We start from the raw sequence: 20,147 nt of genomic DNA on the forward strand, positions 1-20,147 counted from the left end.
CTGCGCACCCGTGAAGGCCCTGACCGCCGACCTCCGCCCCGGAACCGCTGCCTCATCCGCGGCCGTTCTTTTCACCCTGGTTCCCGCGATGACCCTGCTGACGCACCTCGTCTATGCGCTGGCCTATCTGATCGCCGGGGTTTCGGCCGGTGCGGCGCTGTGGGCGCTGCGTCCGGAGGCCGATCCGCTGTTGGCGTTGCTGGCGGGCGCGCTGGTGGCGCTGACCGGTGCCCTGGTCCATGACGTGGTGACGCGGCTGGAGCGCGAACACAAGGCCTCCCGCCGCATCGCCCGCCTGAACGACCGGGTGGAGGAACTGGCCCACTTGCTGGAGCAGCGGCTCGCTGCCGACGCCGGCCCCCAGCCCGAGGCTGGCGCCCGTTACGACGCGGTGATGCAGGAGGTGAGGCTTCTGCAGTCGCTGGTCGCCCGCCTGACCGAACGGCGCGCGCCCCGGCCGCCGGCCGCCAGTGCGGAGCGCCGTCCCGCGCCGGCCCCGTCCACCGCCGCTCCGTCCCCTGCCGCGCCGTCCGCGCCGGTGGCGGTGCCGATGGACGACGCCGCGGTGCTGGAGGCGGTGCGCGACGCGCTGAAGGCCGACCGCATCGACGTCTATCTCCAGCCCATCGTCAGCCTGCCCCAGCGCAAGCACCGCTTCTATGAGGTGTTTTCGCGGGTGAGGGCCGCCGACGGGCAGCAGATCATGCCCGACCGCTATCTCGACATCGCCGAGCGCGAGGGGCTGATCGCCACCATCGACAATCTTCTGCTGGTCCGATGCGTCCAGCTGATCCGCGAGACGGAGCGGCGCCAGCACGCCATCGGTTTCTTCGCCAACATCTCCGCCGCGACGCTGGCAGATGCGGAGTTCATGCGCCAGTTCCTGAACATGATGGCGCAGAACCACGCCCTGGTGCCCAAGCTGGTGTTCGAGTTGAGCCAGCATGACCTGCGCGTCGGCGGGGCGGTGACGATGGGCATCCTGTCGCAGCTGGCGCGGCTGGGCTTCCGCTTCTCCATGGATCAGGTGACGGACCTCGCCATCGACCTGGACCGGCTGCTGCGCCACGAGTTCCGCTGCATCAAGCTGGACCGCGCGCTGGTGCTGGATCCCGCCAACGCCGCGCGTATCCGCGAGCTGCGCCACCGCTGCGCCGCCGAGGGCATCGACCTGATCGTCGAGAAGATCGAAACGGAGAACCAGCTGGTCGAGGTGCTCGACACCGGCTTCGACTTCGGCCAGGGCTATTTGTTCGGTGAGCCGAGGCTGAGCCGGAAGCCGGAGTGAGGCTGGGTTTCTAAAGTCCAATCAGCGCGGCGAGCTTTCCGCGGACTTCGGCCAGGATTGCCGATGGAGCGCGTGCGCCGGAAAACAGCAGCGGCCGGGCCATGGTGTCGATGCTGCGAACATGGCTGGTCAGGATTTCGCCGGAAATCGGCGGACCCGGCGGCAATACGGCACTGCTGGGAAACGGGCGAACGCGCGTGGTGATCGGGCATACGATTGCAAAGCGTGTCGCCTGCCAAAAAGCATGGGGTGACACGATCAGTGCTGGTCTGCGCCCGCCCTGCTCACGCCCCGTCCGTGGATCGAAGTCAGTCCAGATGAGATCGCCGGCTTCCGGTTCCCATTTATCGTCGGTCATTCCTCAACGACCTCACGGCCAACATCGGGACCCCAGTCGAACGCCTCCCGCATCGCCTCCGGCGTGACGCCTTTCATGAGTTCATCGAGGCTGTAGCGGGGGCGATCTGCGGTGATGACGATCCGATCGCCTTCGGCGTGAATGTCCACCCTTGTGCCGTCGCGCAGCCCCACCTGACTGGCGATGTCCTTGGGAATGCGGATGCCCAGGCTGTTGCCCCATCGTGCGAGTTGGACCTGCATGCGCGTGGCCTCCTTGCCGCTGCGATGGCTGTCGATTGGATATTCATAGGATATACAGTGAGCGTGGCAAAAATAAAGCCATGAGTTGCCCGGAGCCCTTGATTTCCGCCACCGCGCTTGACATTCCCCCACGCGGCGATGGAAATTTCGCGTTCCCGGCCAAGTCCGGGCACCCGATGCGGGTGAGACCAACACTAGTGAAATGGTGACTTCGGTGACGTCCAACATCGCCATCACGCTGCCCGACGGCAGCGTGCGGGAGTTCGACCGGCCGGTGACGGGGCTCGAGATTGCCCAGTCCATCGGTTCGCGCCTGGCCAAAGATGCGCTTGCCGTCAAGATCGACGGTACGGTGAAGGACCTCACCACCACCGTCACTACCAACGCCAAGATCGAGATCGTCACGCGCAACCACGCCGACGCTCTCGAGGTCATCCGCCACGACGCCGCCCATGTGCTGGCCGATGCGGTGCAGAAGCTGTATCCCGGCACGCAGGTCACGATCGGCCCGTCGATCGCCACCGGCTTCTACTATGACTTCGCGCGCGACGAGCCGTTCACGCCCGAGGATCTGGAAAAGATCGAGGCGAAGATGCGCGAGATCGTCGGGGCCGACATCCCGATCGTCCGCGAGGTCTGGGACCGTGACGAGGCGGTCGCCTACTTCAAGAAGCTCGGCGAGCATTACAAGGCCGAGCTGATCGAGGCGATCCCGCAGGGCGAGCCGGTGTCGATCTACCGCCAGGGCGACTGGCTGGATCTGTGCCGCGGGCCCCACGCCATGACGACGGGCAAGGTCGGGCAGGGCTTCAAGCTGATGAAGGTGGCCGGCGCCTATTGGCGCGGCGACAGCCGCAACCCCATGCTCCAGCGCATCTACGGCACCGCCTGGCGCGACGAGAAGGAGTTGAAGGCCTACCTGCACCAGATCGAGGAGGCGGAGAAGCGCGACCACCGCAAGCTGGGCAAGGAACTGGACCTGTTCCATGTGCAGGAAGAGGCGGTCGGCTCGGTCTTCTGGCATCCGAAGGGCTGGACGCTCTACCAGACGCTGGAAACCTACATCCGCACCAAGCTGAAGGCCGCCGGCTATGTCGAGGTGAAGACGCCGCAGCTGATCGACAGCTCGCTGTTCAAGGCTTCCGGCCACTGGGACATGTATGGTGACAACATGTTCAAGGTGGAGGCCGACGGTGGCGAGAAGCTGCTGGGCATCAAGCCGATGAACTGCCCCGGCCATGTCCAGATCTTCCGGCACGGCCTGCGGTCCTACCGCGACCTGCCGATCCGCATGGCGGAGTTCGGCGCCTGCCACCGCAACGAGCCGTCGGGCGCGCTGCACGGCATCATGCGCGTCCGCGCCTTCACCCAGGACGACGCCCACATCTTCTGCACCGAGGATCAGGTGCAGAGCGAGGCGGCCGAGTATTTCAAGCTGCAGCTCGGCGTCTACAAGGACCTGGGCTTCGACAAGATCTCGGTGAAGCTGGCGCTGCGTCCGGACGTCCGCACCGGCGCCGACGAACTGTGGGACCGGGCCGAAGGCGCGCTGGCCCAGGCGCTGCGCGACGCCGGGCTGGAGTATGAGGAACTGCCGGGCGAGGGCGCCTTCTATGGCCCCAAGGTCGAATTCCACCTGACCGACGCCATCGGCCGGACCTGGCAGTGCGGCACGCTGCAGTACGACCCGAACCTGCCGGAACGACTCGATGCCAGCTATATCGGTGAGGATGGCGCCCGCCATCGGCCGATCATGCTGCACCGGGCGATCCTGGGGTCGATGGAACGCTTCATCGGCATGCTGATCGAGCATTACGCCGGCAAGTTCCCGCTGTGGCTGTCGCCGGTGCAGGTCACCGTCGCCACCATCACCAGCGAGGCCGACGGCTATGCCGAGGAAGTGGCGAAGCTGTTGAAGCGCAAGGGCCTGCGCGTCGAACTCGACACCCGCAACGAGAAGATCAATCTGAAGGTCCGCGAACACAGCCTGCAGAAGGTCCCCCTGATGCTGGTTGTCGGAAAGCGGGAAGCGGACGAACGGACGGTCGCGCTCCGCGTGCTGGGCGGCAAGGATCAGGAAATTCTTGCCCTCGACGCCGCGGTGGCTAAACTGGTTGAGGAAGCGAGATCGCCTGCCGGCGAGACCGTGACCGATTCGCCGTTTTAACCGACCGCGCGACGCCGCCGGCCCGTCCTCTGGACGGCTGGCTTCCGCGTGGTTTCAGACCATGGAGAAGCGTCCATAGCCAGGATTCCGTCCGAAGCCGCCCCGACCCGCGATGGCCCGCGGGTTAACCGGGAGATCTCGGCTCGTTCCGTTCGTCTCGTCGGTGCCGACGGCGAGATGATCGGGGTGGTGTCGTTGCGCGATGCTCTGCTGGCCGCTGAGGATGCCGGTCTCGATCTGGTCGAGATCGCTCCCCAGGCGGAACCGCCTGTCTGCAAAATCCTCGACTATGGCAAGTTCAAGTACGAGGCGCAGAAGAAGGCGAACGAGGCCCGCAAGAAGCAGAAGATCATCGAGGTCAAGGAGATCAAGCTCCGGCCGAACATCGATGACAACGACTATGACGTGAAGATGCGCTCGGCGCGCCGTTTCCTCGAGGAGGGCGACAAGGTCAAGGTGACCCTGCGCTTCCGCGGCCGTGAAATGGCGCACCAGGATCTGGGTATGAATGTGCTGGTCCGCGTCCGCGACGAGCTGGAGGCGCTGGCGAAGGTCGAGCAGATGCCGAAGCTCGAAGGCCGCCAGATGGTCATGGTTCTGGCTCCGCGCTGACGCGGGGTGAGGTTACGGAAAAGGCCCGTCCGGGATGCCGGACGGGCCTTTTTCTTTTGGGGCTACGACGCCTCAGCGCAGCGGCCGGTCGTCGACGATGACGACATAGCAGGTGTGGCGGGTGAATTTGGCACAGTTGTCCAGGGCGCCGCGGCGGGCGGCGTCCTCGCTGGGCATGCCGGACTTCCAGCCGAAGGCGCCGTCCTGCGACACCGCGAATGCCTTGCGCCCGGCAGCCTCGACATAGGCGCCGAACTTGTCGCGGCCGGTGGCAGACAATTCCTGCGGCGGCTCCAGCCTGACGCGGGTGCCGCGCGGTGGTTCCGTCGGGGCGGTGGCATCGGCGGCGCCGGTGCCGGCCGGGCGGTCGTTGAGATAGGCGATGCGGCAGCCCTTCTGGGTGTGGGACGCGCAATTCTCCAGCGCGCCCTTCTGCGCCTCGTCCAGGCTGCGCATGCCCGACTTCCAGCCATAGGCCCCGTCGGGCGACACGGCGAAGGCCTTGTTGCCGCCGGCCTCGACATAGGCGGGGAACTTCGCGCGATTGGCGGCGGACAGCTCCGGCGGTGGAGGAAGCGCCGGCAGCGACAGCGCCATCGGCGTGTCGCGCAGCACCAGCCCGTTCTTCGCCAGGAACCGGTCGACCATCGGCGTCCATTGCGGGATGGCGGTGCTGAAGAAGCCATGCCCGTCCTTGCCGGTGGGCGGGGCGGCGATGAACTCCGCCCGTCCGCCTTCATGAATGAAGGCCTCCCACAGGCGCCGGGCGAGATCGGGACCGAAGAACAGGTCGTTCTCGGCATAAATCCACAGGGTGGGAACGCGCGAACTGCGGCCCAGCGTGCCGAAGGCGGCGACCAGCCGGTTCTCCTGGCAGACCTCGTTGTCGGCGACGGAGCCGCGGCCGCCGGCGAAGCTGATGGCGGCCTTCAGTCCCGGCGGCGGATCGGCGCTGAGTGCGATGCTGGCAAGCCCGCCGGCCGAGACACCGACCGCGACGATCCGGCTGGCGTCGGCGAAGGGTTGGGCCGCGACATAGCGGACGGCCTGACGCAGATCCTCGGCGCTCTGGTGGGCGGAGTGCAGGTAGTCGGGGTTGCTGCAGGCGCCGGTCGTCTCGCTGTAGGGACCGTCCGATCCGCCATAGCCGCGCCGCATCACCGCCACCACCGCCCAGCCGCGCCGCGCGAATTCGCGGGCTTCCGGCAGATAGCGCAGCGGCGTCATCTGCGCCCGGTCCGCCGGGTTGCGCGGCGTGCCATGGCTAAGCAGGACGATGGGGTAGGGGCCGGGGCCGTCCGGCCGCAGCAGCAGCGCCTCCAGCGTGGCGGAACTGCCGTCGGGGAAGCGCGCGGGGATCGACAGCGCCGTCTGAGTCAGCCCCTCCGCCAGGGCGGGACCGCAGCACAGCAGCATGAACAGCAGGGGAAGCAGGCGGCGCAGGGTCATGGTCGGCGCAGTCTCCGCGACGGAAAGGGGCTGCGCTCTTGTACGCCAACTTTGGCTTGGCGTCAGGGGGGAGGTGGGGGTGGGGCCACCTCCCCCACGGCCGTTACTCCACCCCCTGCCGCGCCACGCGCAGCGCCTCGGCCAGAACCTCCGCGTCGCCGATGTGGTTGGCGAGCAGCAGGATCAGCTTGGCGTTCAGGCGGTTGCTCTGGTCGGGGGTCAGGTCGCGGTGGCTGTCGATCAGCAACTGGTACACGTCATCCGGGCTGGCGAAACGCTGCTCGGTCATCAGTTTGGCCATGGGTGCAACTCCGGAAAATCGGGGGATCAGCGGCCGGTGGCGCGGTCCAGCGCGGCGGACAGGGCGGCGGCATCGAAGCGGCGCCAGCGGGCGGCGATGTGCTGGTCAGGGCGGATCAGATAGACGCTGCCCGGCGTCAGGTCGTAGCGCTCGCGCAGGCGGCCGGCGCTGTCCACCAGCTCTCCGGCGATGCCGCGACGCCGCTCGGTCACCACATACCAGGCCAGCGGCAGCGGCCCGGCGGCGAGACCGTCCAGCGCCTCCGCCACCTCGGCCGGAACCGGCCCGTCACCAGCGGCGTAGAGCACGGTGAAGCGCCCGTCCAGCGCCTCCATCAGCCAGCCGGCATGGCCGTCACGCTCCACCGGCGCGTCGGTGGCGGGGGCGCCCGGCACCATTCTGCCGGCGAAGGCGTCGGCGTCCGGCGTGTTCAGCGGGCTGTCGCTGTAGGTGGTGGGGGTGGACAGCCGGCCGGAATTGACCAGCGAGCGGGCGAAGGGCTGGTCGACCGCAAGCTCCAGCACCGCGTCGCGGAAGACGCGGCTCATCTCGCTTTTCGGCGTGATGAAGTCGGTGGAGCGGGTGGAGTTCAGGATGTTCTCCTTGGCCGCCGCGACCCGTTCATCGCTGTAGCTGTCCAGCAGCGAGTCCGGCGCCTTGCCGTCCAGCACCAGCGCCAGTTTCCACACCAGATTGTCGGCGTCGGGCACGCCGCTGTTGGCGCCGCGGGCACCGAAGGGCGAGACCTGATGGGCCGAATCGCCGGCGAACAGGATGCGGCCGTGGCGGAAGCGATCCAGCCGGCGGCACTGGAAGGTGTAGACCGACACCCATTCCAGTTCGAACGGCGTGTCGGCGCCCAGCATCGCCTGGACGCGGGGGATGACGCGCTCCGGCTTCTTCTCCTCCTCCGGGTCGGCGTCCCAACCCAGCTGGAAATCCAGGCGCCAGACATTGTCGGGCTGCATGTGCAGCAGGGCCGACTGCTTGCGGTGGAAGGGCGGGTCGAACCAGAACCAGCGTTCCGCCGGGAAATCGGCCTTCATCACCACGTCGGCGATCAGGAAACGGTCCTTGAACACCTCGCCCTGGAACTCCAGGCCCAGCATCTTGCGCACCGACGATTTGGCGCCGTCGCAGGCGATGACCCAATCGGCCTCCACCGCATGGACGCCGTCGGGCGTCTCGACCTGCAGGACGACATGGTCGGCCTCCTGCTTGGCCGAGATGACGCGGGAGAGCCAGCGCAGGTCGATCAGATCGTGCTTCCGCGCTTCCGTGACCAGGAAATCCTCCAGGTAATATTGCTGGAGGTTGATGAAGGCGGGGATCTTGTGGTCCGGCTCCGGCAGCAGGTCGAACTGGTAGACCATGCGGTCACCGTTGAAGACCTTGCCGATCTTCCAAACGACACCCTTGTCGATCATGCGCTGGCCGACGCCCAGCCGGTCCCACACCTCCAGCGCGCGCTTGGCATAGCAGACGGCGCGGCTGCCGACGCTGACGGTGTCCTCGGCGTCGAGCACCACCACCGGCACGCCCTTGCGCGCGAAGTCGAGCGCCGCGGTCAGCCCGACCGGGCCGGCGCCGATGACCACCACCGGATGGCGCCGGACGGTGCCGGTGCGCTGTTCCTGCGAGGGTGTGAAGCTGTATTTCGGATAGCTGAAAGTCGCGTGCATTGGGCGTTTCCTCCCCCGGAAACCATGACAGAACGCGTTGGCGGCCCGGCCGCGGAGCGGCCGGCTTTGCGGTGATTTGTTATTGTTGCCAACGATACAGTTTCATTTGATACCAATCAAGCCCCGATCCGAGGGTTGGGAAGGGAGCCGGTGAAGCGATACAGACATGCTCACTATGACGGAAAATCAGTATCGCGTACAGCGTGCGGCGGTGTAGCCTCGTGGCAAAAGACCGGATAGAGACACCGAGGAACGCCTGACCATGCCCAACCCGACCGTCAACCCCACCTTGCCGCGCCCGACCGTCTACGCCATCGACGGCGTGATCCCGGTCATCGACCCGACCGCCTTCGTCCATCCCACCGCCGTGCTGATCGGCGACGTGGTGGTGGGGCCGGGCTGCTATGTCGGCCCATGCGCCAGCCTGCGCGGTGATTTCGGCCGCATCGTGCTGCAGCGGGGCAGCAACGTGCAGGACAACTGCACGATCCACGCCTTCCCCGGCCATGACGCCATCGTCGAGGAGGACGGGCATGTCGGGCATGGCGCCGTGCTGCACGGCTGCATCGTCCGCCGCAACGCACTGGTCGGGATGAATGTGGTGGTGATGGACGGCGCGGAGATCGGCGAGGAGTCGATCGTCGCCGCCATGGCCTTCGTCAAGGCCGGCTTCGTCGTGCCGCCGCGCACGCTGGTGGCCGGCCTGCCGGCCAAGGTGATGCGCGAGCTGCGGCCCGATGAGGTCGCCTGGAAGTCGGAAGGGACGGAGGAATACCAGCGCCTCGCCCGCCGCTCGCTCGCCACCATGGTCGCCTGCGCTCCGCTGGAGGCGGAGGAACCGGGCCGGGGCCGCGTCGATGCGGGGACAAGCCAACCGCTGCACAAGGTGAAGGGGGGCTGAGCGGCCCCCCTCCTTCTACTCCTCCACCGGCTCCGTCTGCGCGCCGACCGGCGCCGGGCGGGCCGCCAACTGGTCGGCGCGGGCCTGGAGCTTCGACAGCAGCGTGTCGAGCTGCGCCCGCTCGTCGATCGACAGGGCGTCGGTGACTTCTTCCTCATAGGTCAGGGCCATCGGCACGATCTCCGCATAGATCGCCAGCGCCTTGGGCGTCAGGGTCAGCAGGGCCTTGCGTCGGTCGGTGTCGCCCGATTCGCGCAGGATCAGGCTTGAGTCGAGCATGCGGCTGATGGCGCGGCTGACCTGCACCTTGTCCATCGCGGTGCGCTGCGCGATCTCGCCCGCGCTCATCGTCTCGCCGCCGCCCAGCACGGCGATGATCCGCCATTCCGGGATCGTGATGCCGAACCGCTTCTCGTACAGCTTGGCCAGCGTGTGGCTGACCGTGTTGGCCAGCACCGACAACCGGTAGGGCAGGAAGCGCGTCAGGTGCAACGCCGGGATGTCGGCCGGCGCCGCTGCGGGTTTCGCAGAGATTTTGGATGATGCGGTGCTGGAACGGCGGGCGGGCGGCATCGGCGGGCGTCGTCTGTGATGAAGGTCGCGGGTGGCCCCATCCTGCGCTGTAATTTGGCTCTTGCAACAGTTTCAAACGAAACTAAAATGGCGGCAACGGAACAAGCCTGCCGGTGCCCGTCGCGGATGGGGCCGGCGGCATCCCAACGGTATTGAGTGGGGAAGCGCCAATGAAGAACTGGATTTCGTTTCCGAAGGTCGAGGGCACCGCGTCGCGTCAGGCCCATGTCCGGCTCCCCGCCGGCACTTACGAGCGCGAGATGGGGCGCGAGGGCTTCTTCGGCCCGGCGACCCAGATGCACCACGCCCACCCGCCGACCGGCTGGACCAGCTTCGACGGACCGCTGCGCCCGCGCGCCTTCGACCTGAACCATGTGGACCATATGCCCGGCTGCCCGTTGGAGGCGCCGGCCCTGATGGGCAACGGGGCGACCCAGGTGCGGCTGTGGCGCTTCAAGGGCAAGATGGACCATCTGGTCCGCAACGCCGACGGCGACGATCTGCTGTTCTTCCACCAGGGCGGCGGCCATCTCTATTGCGACTACGGCCATCTGGAGGTGCGCGAGGGCGACTATGTCGTGCTGCCGCGCAACACCTGCTGGCGGCTGGAGACGGACGAGGCGGTGATGGTGCTGATGGTGGAGGCCACCAACGACGCCTACAAGCTGCCGCACAAGGGGCTGGTCGGCACCCACGCCATCTTCGATCCTGCGGTGCTGGACGTCCCGGCGCTGGACGACGCCTTCCAGGCGCAGAAGAACGAGCGCGAGACCCTGGTCCGGGTCAAGAAGCGCGGGCAGCTCTGCGCCATGACCTATCCGTTCAACCCGCTGGACGCGGTGGGCTGGCACGGCGATCTGGCGCCGGTGCGGCTGAACTGGCGCGACATCCGGCCGCTGATGAGCCACCGCTACCACCTGCCGCCCTCGGCGCACAGCACCTGGATCGCAGGGCGCTTCATCATCTGCACCTTCGTGCCGCGGCCGATCGAGTCGGACCCGGAGGCGCTGAAGCTGCCCTATTATCACTCCAACGAGGATTTCGACGAGGTGCTGTTCTATCACCGCGGCCAGTTCTTCTCGCGCGACAACATCCATCCGGGCATGGTGACCTACCACCCCTCGGGCTTCCCGCACGGGCCGCACCCGAAGGCCTACGAGGTGGCGCAGAAGTTCGAGCGCAAGGAGACCGACGAGGTCGCGGTGATGATCGACACCCGCGATCCGCTGGACGTCTATCAGGCGATGGAAGGCGTCGAGTGGGGCGGCTACGCCGACAGCTGGAAGGCGAAATGAGCGGCCACCCGAAAACAAGGGCCAAGGCTGCCGCACGCTGAAATTTCAGGAAGGGAAGAGACCAATGAAGCTGGCAAGTTTGAAAGCGGGCGGGCGCGACGGCACCCTGGTCGTGGTGTCGCGCGACCTGACCCGCGCCGCTCCGGTGCCGGACATCGCCCGCACGCTGCAGGCGGCGCTGGACGACTGGACGGCGCTGGCGCCGAAGCTGGAGGAGGCCTATCGCGCGCTGAACGCCGATCCGGCGGCCGGTCAGCCCTTCGACCCGGCCGAGGCGGCCTCGCCGCTGCCGCGCGCCTACCAGTGGGCGGACGGGTCGGCCTACGTCAACCATGTGGAGCTGGTCCGCAAGGCGCGGGGGGCGGAGATGCCGCCCAGCTTCTGGACCGATCCGCTGATGTATCAGGGCTGCTCCGACGGCTTCCTGGCGCCGACCGACCCGATTCCGGCGGCGACCGAGGCCTGGGGCATCGATTTCGAGGCGGAGATCGCCGTCATCACCGGCGACGTACCGATGGGCGTTTCGGCCGAGGCGGCGCGCGGTCAGATCCGGCTGCTGATGCTGGTCAACGACGTCAGCTTGCGCAACCTGATCCCGGCGGAACTGGGCAAGGGCTTCGGCTTCTTCCAGTCCAAGCCGGCTTCCAGCTTCTCCCCCGTCGCGGTGACGCCGGACGAGCTGGGCGACGCCTGGGACGGCGGCAAGCTGCACCGGCCGCTGGTGACGACGCTGAACGGCGAAGCCTTCGGCAAGCCGGACGCCGGGGTCGACATGACCTTCGACTTCACGACGCTGATCGCGCATGCCGCCAAGACCCGCAATCTGGCGGCCGGCAGCATCATCGGGTCGGGCACCGTGTCGAACAAGCTGGACGGCGGCCCCGGCAAGCCGGTCGCGGCCGGCGGCGTCGGTTATTCCTGCCTCGCCGAGCTGCGGATGATCGAAACCATCGAGCATGGCGCACCGAAGACCCCCTTCATGCGCTTCGGCGACCGCGTGCGGATCGAGCTGTTCGACAAGGACGGCGCCAGCGTGTTCGGCGCCATCGACCAGCAGGTGGTGCGGTACGAGGGGCCGTAAGGCGGCAGCGGTCCGATCTGCAGCCGGGTCTGCTGGCTGAGATGAGGGCGTCGGCGGGGTGTGCAAGCATTCCGCAGGCGCCCTTTTCGCATTTGCAGCAATTCGTCCGGCCGTTGGTATCACGATCCACAGTTGCTGGGATAATTGAACGACCTGTCCTGGAATCGCAAAAATCGGCATGTCAGACGGTCATTATCGAATATAAGGTGGCCCCCTTTCCCCATTTGGTACCGCCTTTCCGTTCATTCCGGAACTTTGGGCGGACCGGACGACGGTGTCGCGATGAAGGCCAATTTCAGGACGAAGATCATCATCGGCGTGGCCGCCGTGCTGGCGGTGGGGGCGACCGCGGTTACGGCGGTGTCGCTGGTTCTGACGCGCGACGCCGCGCACAATGCGGCCGTGCTGCTCGCCGCCGAGACGGCCGACCGCCACGGCGCCCAGGTCGCTGCCGATCTGTCCACCGCCCTGAACGCCGCCAGCGCCACCGCGGCGCTGGTGGAGGTGGAGCGGTCCACCGGACGTCCGCGGCGCGAGACGGTGAACCGCTATCTGCGCCGGACGGCGGAGGCCAATCCGCTCTATGCCGGTGTATGGGTGGACATGTCCGACGACGGATTCGACGGGCTCGATCGGGATTTCGCCGCCCATGACCGGACGACCGAGATCCTCGGGCTGCCGAAGACCGGGCGGATGAGCCTGCTTTGGCTGCCGGGGGACAAGGGGGTTCAGGCCGACGACAGCGAGGGCTATCCCTTCTCCGACGTGCAGGAGAAGGAGTACTACAAGGCGGCCGCCACCGTGCGCAAGGCGGTGCTGACCGAACCCTATCTCGATGATTTCACCAAGCGGCTGATGACCAGCGCCGCCGCCCCGGTGATGGACGGCGGCAAGGACGGGCGCGTCATCGGCGTGGCCGGCGTCGATATGGCGCTGACCGGCCTGACCGACCTGGTGCGTGCGGTGAAGCCCTATGGCGACGGTTACGCGGCGGTGCTGACCGGCTCCGGCCTCTATGTCGCCCATCCCGACGGCGGTCGGCTGTCCAAGCCCGCCGACGATCTGCCGGAAACCGCCCGCCGCGCCGTGGCCGAGGGGCGGGCCTTCGACGGCATCGTGGCGCTGAACGGCGCGCCGCATTATCTGCGGCTGGCGCCGATCCGCTTCGCCGGCGCCGATGGCGTCTGGTCCTTCATGGTGGCGGCGCCGCAGTCCAGCGTGATGGCCGACGCCAACCGGCTGACCCTGCTGACGATGCTGGTCAGCCTGGGCTGCGTCGCGCTCGGCTGTCTGGTGGCATGGAAGGTTGGTGACGGCATCGCCCGTCCGGTGGCGTCGCTGACCGGGGCGATGACCCGGCTGGCGGCCGGCGATCTGGAGACGGCGGTGCCCGGCGCCGACCGCGACGACGAGGCCGGCGGCATGGCCCGCGCGGTCGAGGTGTTCAAGGAGGGGCTGGTCCGCGCCCGCGAGCTGGACCATCAGCAGAAGGCCGACTGGCAGGCCAAGGAGGTTCGCGCCGCGGCGCTCGCCGATCTGCAGAAAGGGTTCGAGCAGCGGGTCGGCGGACTGACCGGCGCGCTGGCGTCGGCCGCCCAGCAACTGGAATCGACCGCGCGCGGCCTGACCGGCATCGCCGACCAGAGCCTGGGCCGGTCGGAGCAGGTGGCGGCTTCCGCCCGCGCCGCCGCGGAGAATGTGCAGACCGCCGCCGCCGCGACGGAGGAACTGTCGGCGTCCGTTCAGGACATCGGCCGGCAGGTCGGGGAATCCGCCCGCATCGCCGACGCGGCGGTGACCGACGTCAGACGGGCCGACGAGGCCGTCGTCGTGCTGGCGGAAAGCGCCGAGCGGATCGGCGCGGTGGTGGAACTCATCAACTCCATCGCCGGGCAGACGAACCTGCTGGCGCTGAACGCCACCATCGAAGCGGCGCGCGCGGGAGAGGCCGGCAAGGGATTCGCCGTGGTGGCGTCGGAGGTCAAGAATCTCGCCAACCAGACCGCCAAGGCGACCGAGGACATTGTCGGCCAGATCAAGGGCATCCGCGACGCCACGCAGGAGGCGGTCACCGCCGTCCAGGGCATCAGCGAAACCATCGCCCAGGTCAGCCGCATCGCGTCCGGCATCGCCGCGGCGGTGGACCAGCAGGCGGCGGCGACCCAGGAGATCGCCCGCAGCGTGATCCAGGCCGCCGACGGGGCGCAGGAGGTCAGCGGCGGCATGGGTGACATCCGGGCCGGCGCCGGGGAGACCGGGGCGGCGGCCGATCAGCTTCTCGCCGCCGCCGCCGCGCTTGCCGGACAGTCGAAGGACCTGAGCCGCGAGATCGACGGCTTCATCGCCGGCGTCCACAAGGCGTGAGGCTGGTCCGTCCGTCTCAGCCGACCGCCATCAGCCGGTCGGCCGGCAGCGTCTCCGGAATGTGCTGCGAGACGTAGCCTTCGCTGTGGATCTGGTCGTCCCTGGCGCCGAGCGAACGGGCGGCGGTGACGCAGGATTCGACGAAGGCGGGACTGCCGGCGGTGAAGATGGCGTGGCCGGACAGGTCGGGGAACAGGTCGGGCAGGATGGTGGGGATGCGGCCCTTCAAATGGTTGGGCGCATCCTCGCGCGTCAGGGTCACCTTGACCTTGAAGTTGCGGTATTTGGCCTGCCAGTAGCTGAGCAGCCCCAACTCGTACACATCGGCCTGGGTGCAGGCGGAGAACAGCAGGGTCACCGGCGGGCGGTAGCCGCGGCGCAGCGCCGCGTCGGTCAGCGCCAGGATGGGGGCGAGGCCGGAGCCGGCGGCCATGCACAGCACCGGGCTGTCCACCGACGGGTCGCCGATGAAGGTGCCGTAGGGGCCGGACAGCTTGACCATGCTGCCGACGGTGAGCGTGTCGTGGATCCAGCCGCTGGTCGGGCCGCCGTCGACGCGGGTCACCTGCAGCACGATCTCGCCATCGGGGCGGGGCGCGTTGGCGATGGAATAGCAGCGCGGCGGCGCGCCGGCTGCGGCATCGCCCAGCATCACATACTGGCCCGGCCAGTAGCGCAGTGGCTGGCCCAGCGGGCGCAGGCGCAGCTCGACGATGCGGGGCGTGCGCGGGATGCGGTCGGTGACGATGAACAGCACGTTCTCGCGCGGCGGGAACAGTTTGGGCTGGGCGTCGGCGGTGCCGTATTCGATCACCAGCTCGTCGGAAATCGGCTTGGCCATGCACATCAGGCCATAGCCGTCCTTACGCTCGGGCTGGGACAGCGCCATGTCCAGCACCATGCCCTGGTCGAACTGGCCGCTGAGAACCTTGACCTTGCATTCGCCGCAAGCGCCGGCGCGGCAATTGTTGGGCAGGGCGTAGCCGGCCTGTTCCAGCGCCGACAGGACGGTCTCGCCGTCACGGCACTCGACCGTGCGGCCCGAGGGGTGGAGGCGGATGCGGCTCACCGGGGGGATCCTTGGGAATTGATCGATCGGGGAACACTTGCCCCCACCCCGACCCTCCCCCGCTTCGCAGGGGAGGGAGCAAGTGCTTGTTCGGGAGAGTGGCGGCAGTTCCCTCCCCCGCCCAGCGGGGGAGGGTTAGGGTGGGGGCGACTGGGCCGGCGCCTCAGAACACCGGGATGATCTCGTCCATGTCGACGTCCCGGACTTCCTCGCCGGTGATGCCGACTTCCGGGATCGCCGGGAACGGGATGTTGTAGCGGTCCAGCACGCCCTTCAGGTTCAGCATGGCGTTGCGCCAGTTCTCCTTCTTCGCCTCGTAATCCGGGATGTGGAAACCGGCGTTGCGGGCGATGGCCTCGGCCTCGCGCTGGGTGGCGATGAAGTCTTCCGGCAGGTCCCAGAACTGGGGCGGCGGTTCGAACAGCACGGCGGACAGGAACAGGTAGCCGGCGCGGATCTGCTTGGTGATGATCGACCGGTCCTCCACCGCCAGATGGGGATAGTCGCGCTCCATCACCGACATGCAGATCGCCATGTGGCGGCCTTCGTCACGGCCGATGTTGCGGAAGGCTTCCTTGAACACCGGCTCGCTGCAGCCGGCCGCCATCTGGTGGAAGATGGTCGCCGCCGCGATCTCGCCCATCAGGAAGGAGCTGAACAGAACAGCCAGCGAGTATTTCGGAACCGCCTTCTTGTAGCCGTCCCAATAGCGCCCGCCGTTGTAGTACAGCCAGTGCGCGTTCTTCTGCAGCCGGCGGCCGAGGTCGGTCTTCGGCTCGTAGGTCAGCGGGCTGGTGGCCTCCAGCAGCTTGGTGATGGCCAGACCGCACATCTGCTCGTGGTTCTGCTCGTCGCGGGTGACGGAGAAGAAGCAGCGGCGGACCGGGTCCTCCTCATGCACCTCGTAGGTCTTGATCAGGGCATGGGCGAAGACCGGCGGGGCCGACGCGTCGAACACCGACAGGATGGTCCACCAATATGCGATGGCCTCCCGCTCCTCCCAGCTGTAGCGCGACACGTCGAAGCTGTCCCAGGGCAGCTTGGCCGGGTCCCAGTTCTCGCGCTGGGCGGCGGCGTAGACCTCTTCCAGCTTCTTGGTCTGCGACACCCAGGACAGCGGATAGACGTTCGGCTGCGGCGTGGCGGGGGGGAACTCCATCGTGTTGGCGATGGGGGTGTAGTCCTTGGACATAGGGGCGTTTCCTCCGGGGGCATTCCGCGGGCGCTCACATTACCATCGGCGCCCTGTGGTCTTTATATGACACAGAAATTTGAGATCATCAACGGTATCTGTATCACGTTGTGCGGCCCGGAAAATGATGCCAACCTCCTGATTTCAAAGGGGAATGCATGCGAATGCGCCGAATTGATCCAGATCAATTCGTTCGCAAAGCTGATTTTATCCGACGATGAGGTATCGAAAGGCCTGACCCCGCCGGGGTCAGGCGGCTTCGAAACAGGGGATGTTGCCGCGCACCAGATCGCGTGTCGCGGCATCGACGTCGGCGGCGATGCAGGCGTGCATGTAGGCCCGTGCCAGGACGTCCAGCGCGAAATCGGCGTCGTGCGAGCGGCGGCGGAACTCCTCGATCCGAACCGGAGAGCCAAAGACCGCCTGCCAGAAGGTCGGGGTGTCGAGCGGGCCGAAATTCATCGCCCAGAAGCCGAAGTTGGGCTGCCCGACCGTGGTTTCACGCAGCAGCAGCTCGACCTTGGTGTGGCGCGTGTCGGCGGCGATGTGGGCAAAAAGAGTCTCCACCACATCCGGCTCGCCTTCCAGCACCTGCAGGAAGATGCCCTCGAACTCCACCAGGAAACCGGTGACGCCCAGCTCGCGGTTCTTGCGGGCGCTGAACAGGCAGATGTCGGCAAGGGCGCTGTAGGGCAGCCGGTCGGCGGCCTCGCTGCGGTAGACGATGGTCAGCATGGGCGGCGTTCCGGTGATGGTCGGTCGGATGACGAGCCAAGCTTAACGCGATGTCTTGCATTTTATGTATGAACTTTGGTCCTAAGGGGCAGCCCCTACGGGCGCCCATTGTCGCAGATCGCTGGTCAGCCCACCGGTATGGTCTCCAGACCGCCGAACCGGCCGTGGAAGGCGGGCTGGGCATCGGGCAGCGGTCCGTTGGCGGTGGTCGCCGCCTGCATCAGGAAGGATTCCGAGGGGCCGGCGAGGCGGCGGTAGAGGTTGCGGGTCAGCATCCGCGATTCCTGGCCCGGCCAGTCCGCCGGCAGGAGGTCGGGCGGCAGCATCGGGTCGCGCAGCAGGATGCGGCGGAAGTCGTGGATCATCAGCGTGCGCAGGACGAAGCAGGCGGCGGGGTCCGGGGCCTCGGCGGCGTCGATCGCCGCCCAGACCGGACGGAAGTGATCCAGGAACGCCGCATAGTCGTGTTCGAGCTGGTCGATGTCCCAGCAACCGCGCACCAGATCGCGCAACGCGCCGAACCCTTCCGCCCGGTCCAGGCTGGCCTTCATGTGGACGATCTTGTCGGCGACTCCCAACTCGGCCAGCGAGCGGTGCATCGCCGCCTCGTCGCAGTTGGGATGGGCGTAGACGGTGGCCGACGCGGCGCCGAAGCCCTGCCAGGTCAGCTCCCGCCGCAGGGCGTCGCGCGTCTCGGCGTCCAGCGCATTGGGCGGCACCATCAGCAGGTCCCAGCCGCGGTCCCATTCGCGGGCCAGCGGCGCGTAGATCCGCCGTTCCGCCGCGGCGAAGCGCTCCTTCCCGCTGTCGGTGACGCGATAGAAGCTGCGCCGGCCGATCTGGGTGTTGGTCAGCCAGTCGTCCTTGCCCAGCCGGAAGACCGAGGTGCGGACGATCCGCTCGCTCATCCCGAACAGCCCCATCAGCTCGATCAGGCTGCCCAGCCACAGCGACCCGCCATGCGGCAGCACCGCGTCGCCATAGACGGTGATGATCAGCGACTTCGCCCGTGGCGCGATGGCTTCGGTCAGCTGGGCGGCAAGGTCTTCGGGGCGGCGCGGGCGGGCCATGCGGGTGGGGCGTCCTTATGGGTGCGGCTTGTGATGCGGGCGGATCGGAACGAGACGGCACGACGGAGTTGTATACGAAACCCGGTGCCGGTTGGGCCAGTGCCACGACAGCGTGGGCGACCGGGGCGGAAGCCGGGCCGGCGGCCGATAGGAGGCAATCCGGACTTTCCGTTTGACAATCATTAATGTGATACACTAGGTTGGGTTCCCAAAGTAAATTTGTGTCATAAAACGAAATGACGATTCCCGGGGCGCGAGCCGGAGGGATCGCAAAGGGAAGGGGAGGCGGACCGCAACATCCGTACTTCGATTGTGGTCACGCCCGCGAAAATTTTTCTTCCGCAATCATTTCGTTTGAAACATTATGTGAAGCAAATCATCCCGCCGCACCGGGACCGGGCCGCCGCCCGATCCGGTGACAAGGTGGGCAGCACTCGGGAGGACATCATGCGCAAAAGCCTGCTTGCCACCATCGCCTTCACCGCCATGACCGCCATGACGGCGGTGTCCGGCCTGCTGTCCGGGGCGGCACAGGCCGCGGACCCGATCAAGGTCGGCGCCATCATCTCGGCCACCGGCCCGGCCTCCTTCCTCGGCGATCCGGAGAAGAAGGTGCTGGAGCTGTATGCCGACCGCATCAACAAGGCGGGCGGCGTCGATGGCCGTCAGGTGCAGCTGACCGTCTATGACGACGGCGGCGCTGCCGACAAGGCGGCTTCCTTCACCAAGCGCCTGATCGAGAGCGACGGCGTCGACGTGATCGTCGGCGGCACCACGACCGCGGCGACCATGGCGGCGGTGCCGCTGGTGGAGCGCGCCGGCGTGCCCTTCATCTCGCTGGCCGGCGCGGTGGTGATCGTGGAGCCGGTGAAGAAGTGGGTGTTCAAGACCCCCCACACCGACCGCATGGCCGCGGAAAAGGTGATGGAGGACATGAAGAAGCGCGGGCTGACCAAGCTGGCGCTGCTGTCGGAGGATAGCGGATTCGGCAAGTCGGGCCGCGAGCAGACCGTCGCCGTCGCCAAGGAGCGCGGGATCGAACTGGTCGCCGACGAGACCTATGGCGCCAAGGACACCGACGTCACCGCGCAGCTGACCAAGATCAAGAACACCGCGGCCGCCCAGGCGGTTCTGGTGTTCGGCCTGGGCCAGGGTCCGGCGGTGGTCACCAAGAACTACCGCCAGCTCGGCATGTCGCTGCCGCTCTACCAGTCGCACGGCGTCGCGTCGAAGGAATACATCCGTCTGGCCGGCGGTGCCGCCGAGGGTGTCCGTCTGCCGGCCGCCGGTCTGGTCGTCGCCGCCCAGCTGCCCGACAGCGACCCGCAGAAGAAGGTCGTGACCGAGTTCACCAAGGTCTACGAGGACAGCTTCAATTCGGAGGTCTCGACCTTCGCCGGCCATGCCTATGACGGGCTGATGATCGCGCTGGACGCGGTGAAGCGCGCCGGCGGCACCGACAAGGCCAAGCTGCGCGACGCCATCGAGCAGACCAAGGGTTATGTCGGCACCGGCGGCACCGTGACCATGAGCCCGAAGGACCACATGGGCCTGACGCTGGACGCCTTCCACATGGTGGAGGTCCGCCAAGGCGACTGGTCGCTGGTGAAGTAAACCGATCCGCCGCTCGGATCCCCTCTCCCCCCGCTCACGCGCAAACTTTGTTTGCGCTGACGCGACAGGCGGACCCCCGGTCCGCCGAAAGCGGGGAGAGGGTTAGGGTGAGGGGGATGCACAGCGTGGCGATTGTTGATTTGCCACGCTTCGC

18 protein-coding genes are annotated in these 20,147 nt (G+C 67.4%); 8 read left to right on the plus strand and 10 right to left on the minus strand.

Annotation, left to right across the window (positions count from 1 at the left end; genetic code table 11):
- The first annotated feature begins 88 nt into the window (after positions 1-88).
- Positions 89-1,288: an EAL domain-containing protein gene (locus tag FZ938_RS07245; RefSeq protein WP_246457694.1), complete on the plus strand. Its 1,200-nt coding sequence runs from the start codon at positions 89-91 to the stop codon at positions 1,286-1,288.
- 10 nt (positions 1,289-1,298) lie between these two features.
- Here FZ938_RS07245 and FZ938_RS07250 read toward each other — a convergent pair whose 3' ends face one another.
- Together FZ938_RS07250 and FZ938_RS30475 are read right to left on the minus strand one after the other, a co-directional pair.
- Positions 1,299-1,646, minus strand: a complete 348-nt coding sequence (locus tag FZ938_RS07250; RefSeq protein WP_149197917.1) for a type II toxin-antitoxin system PemK/MazF family toxin — start codon at positions 1,644-1,646, stop codon at positions 1,299-1,301.
- Positions 1,643-1,888 carry an AbrB/MazE/SpoVT family DNA-binding domain-containing protein gene (locus FZ938_RS30475; protein WP_174757220.1) on the minus strand — a complete coding sequence of 82 codons (246 nt, stop codon included), beginning with the start codon at positions 1,886-1,888 and terminating at the stop codon, positions 1,643-1,645. Before FZ938_RS30475 ends, FZ938_RS07250 begins: the two co-directional genes overlap by 4 nt.
- A 202-nt stretch (positions 1,889-2,090) precedes the next feature.
- Here FZ938_RS30475 and thrS point away from each other — a divergent pair, with 202 nt between their 5' ends.
- Together thrS and infC are read left to right on the plus strand one after the other, a co-directional pair.
- On the plus strand, positions 2,091-4,055 hold the full coding sequence (gene thrS / locus FZ938_RS07260; protein WP_136704571.1) for a threonine--tRNA ligase: 1,965 nt from the start codon (positions 2,091-2,093) through the stop codon (positions 4,053-4,055).
- Positions 4,056-4,139: 84 nt separating this feature from the next.
- Positions 4,140-4,667, plus strand: coding sequence for a translation initiation factor IF-3 (gene infC, locus FZ938_RS07265; protein WP_042696225.1), 528 nt, complete (start codon positions 4,140-4,142; stop codon positions 4,665-4,667).
- A 72-nt stretch (positions 4,668-4,739) separates the two neighbouring features.
- On the opposite strand, the gene FZ938_RS07270 is transcribed toward infC, so the two are convergent.
- From FZ938_RS07270 to FZ938_RS07280, 3 genes are all read right to left on the minus strand, one after another.
- Positions 4,740-6,116 (minus strand): CocE/NonD family hydrolase, encoded by a 1,377-nt coding sequence (locus tag FZ938_RS07270; protein ID WP_149197919.1) that lies wholly within the window; start codon positions 6,114-6,116, stop codon positions 4,740-4,742.
- 103 nt (positions 6,117-6,219) lie between these two features.
- Positions 6,220-6,417 carry a DUF2783 domain-containing protein gene (locus FZ938_RS07275; RefSeq protein ID WP_149197920.1) on the minus strand — a complete coding sequence of 66 codons (198 nt, stop codon included), beginning with the start codon at positions 6,415-6,417 and terminating at the stop codon, positions 6,220-6,222.
- 26 nt (positions 6,418-6,443) lie between these two features.
- Complete coding sequence (locus tag FZ938_RS07280) at positions 6,444-8,099, minus strand: FAD-dependent oxidoreductase (RefSeq protein ID WP_149197921.1); 1,656 nt, start codon at positions 8,097-8,099, stop codon at positions 6,444-6,446.
- A 262-nt stretch (positions 8,100-8,361) separates the two neighbouring features.
- On the opposite strand from FZ938_RS07280, the gene FZ938_RS07285 reads away from it, so the two are divergent.
- Positions 8,362-9,000, plus strand: coding sequence for an acyltransferase (locus FZ938_RS07285; protein WP_149197922.1), 639 nt, complete (start codon positions 8,362-8,364; stop codon positions 8,998-9,000).
- A 15-nt stretch (positions 9,001-9,015) separates the two neighbouring features.
- Here FZ938_RS07285 and FZ938_RS07290 read toward each other — a convergent pair whose 3' ends face one another.
- Positions 9,016-9,573 carry a MarR family winged helix-turn-helix transcriptional regulator gene (locus FZ938_RS07290; protein WP_149197923.1) on the minus strand — a complete coding sequence of 186 codons (558 nt, stop codon included), beginning with the start codon at positions 9,571-9,573 and terminating at the stop codon, positions 9,016-9,018.
- A 170-nt stretch (positions 9,574-9,743) separates the two neighbouring features.
- Between FZ938_RS07290 and FZ938_RS07295 the strand changes: the two genes are divergently transcribed.
- From FZ938_RS07295 to FZ938_RS07305, 3 genes are all read left to right on the plus strand, one after another.
- Positions 9,744-10,868, plus strand: a complete 1,125-nt coding sequence (locus FZ938_RS07295; protein ID WP_149197924.1) for a homogentisate 1,2-dioxygenase — start codon at positions 9,744-9,746, stop codon at positions 10,866-10,868.
- 64 nt (positions 10,869-10,932) lie between these two features.
- Positions 10,933-11,949 (plus strand): fumarylacetoacetate hydrolase family protein, encoded by a 1,017-nt coding sequence (locus FZ938_RS07300; RefSeq protein WP_149197925.1) that lies wholly within the window; start codon positions 10,933-10,935, stop codon positions 11,947-11,949.
- Positions 11,950-12,231: 282 nt separating this feature from the next.
- Entirely contained in the window at positions 12,232-14,313 is a 2,082-nt protein-coding gene (locus FZ938_RS07305) for a methyl-accepting chemotaxis protein (protein WP_149197926.1), read from the plus strand.
- Positions 14,314-14,329: 16 nt separating this feature from the next.
- Here FZ938_RS07305 and FZ938_RS07310 read toward each other — a convergent pair whose 3' ends face one another.
- The 4 genes from FZ938_RS07310 to paaX all read right to left on the minus strand — a co-directional run bounded on the left by FZ938_RS07310 (position 14,330) and on the right by paaX (position 18,379).
- Positions 14,330-15,382, minus strand: a complete 1,053-nt coding sequence (locus FZ938_RS07310) for a 2Fe-2S iron-sulfur cluster-binding protein (RefSeq protein WP_149197927.1) — start codon at positions 15,380-15,382, stop codon at positions 14,330-14,332.
- A 163-nt stretch (positions 15,383-15,545) separates the two neighbouring features.
- Positions 15,546-16,574 (minus strand): hypothetical protein, encoded by a 1,029-nt coding sequence (locus tag FZ938_RS07315; RefSeq protein ID WP_149197928.1) that lies wholly within the window; start codon positions 16,572-16,574, stop codon positions 15,546-15,548.
- 249 nt (positions 16,575-16,823) lie between these two features.
- A complete protein-coding gene (locus FZ938_RS07320) occupies positions 16,824-17,309 on the minus strand; it encodes a BLUF domain-containing protein (protein WP_149197929.1) in 486 nt (161 codons plus the stop codon).
- Between the two features lie 125 nt (positions 17,310-17,434).
- Positions 17,435-18,379 (minus strand): phenylacetic acid degradation operon negative regulatory protein PaaX, encoded by a 945-nt coding sequence (paaX, locus tag FZ938_RS07325; RefSeq protein WP_149197930.1) that lies wholly within the window; start codon positions 18,377-18,379, stop codon positions 17,435-17,437.
- Positions 18,380-18,826: 447 nt separating this feature from the next.
- Between paaX and FZ938_RS07330 the strand changes: the two genes are divergently transcribed.
- Positions 18,827-19,993, plus strand: coding sequence for an ABC transporter substrate-binding protein (locus FZ938_RS07330; RefSeq protein WP_149197931.1), 1,167 nt, complete (start codon positions 18,827-18,829; stop codon positions 19,991-19,993).
- Positions 19,994-20,147: the final 154 nt, after the last annotated feature.

Source organism: Azospirillum oryzae, from assembly GCF_008364795.1.
Classification (GTDB): domain Bacteria; phylum Pseudomonadota; class Alphaproteobacteria; order Azospirillales; family Azospirillaceae; genus Azospirillum; species Azospirillum oryzae.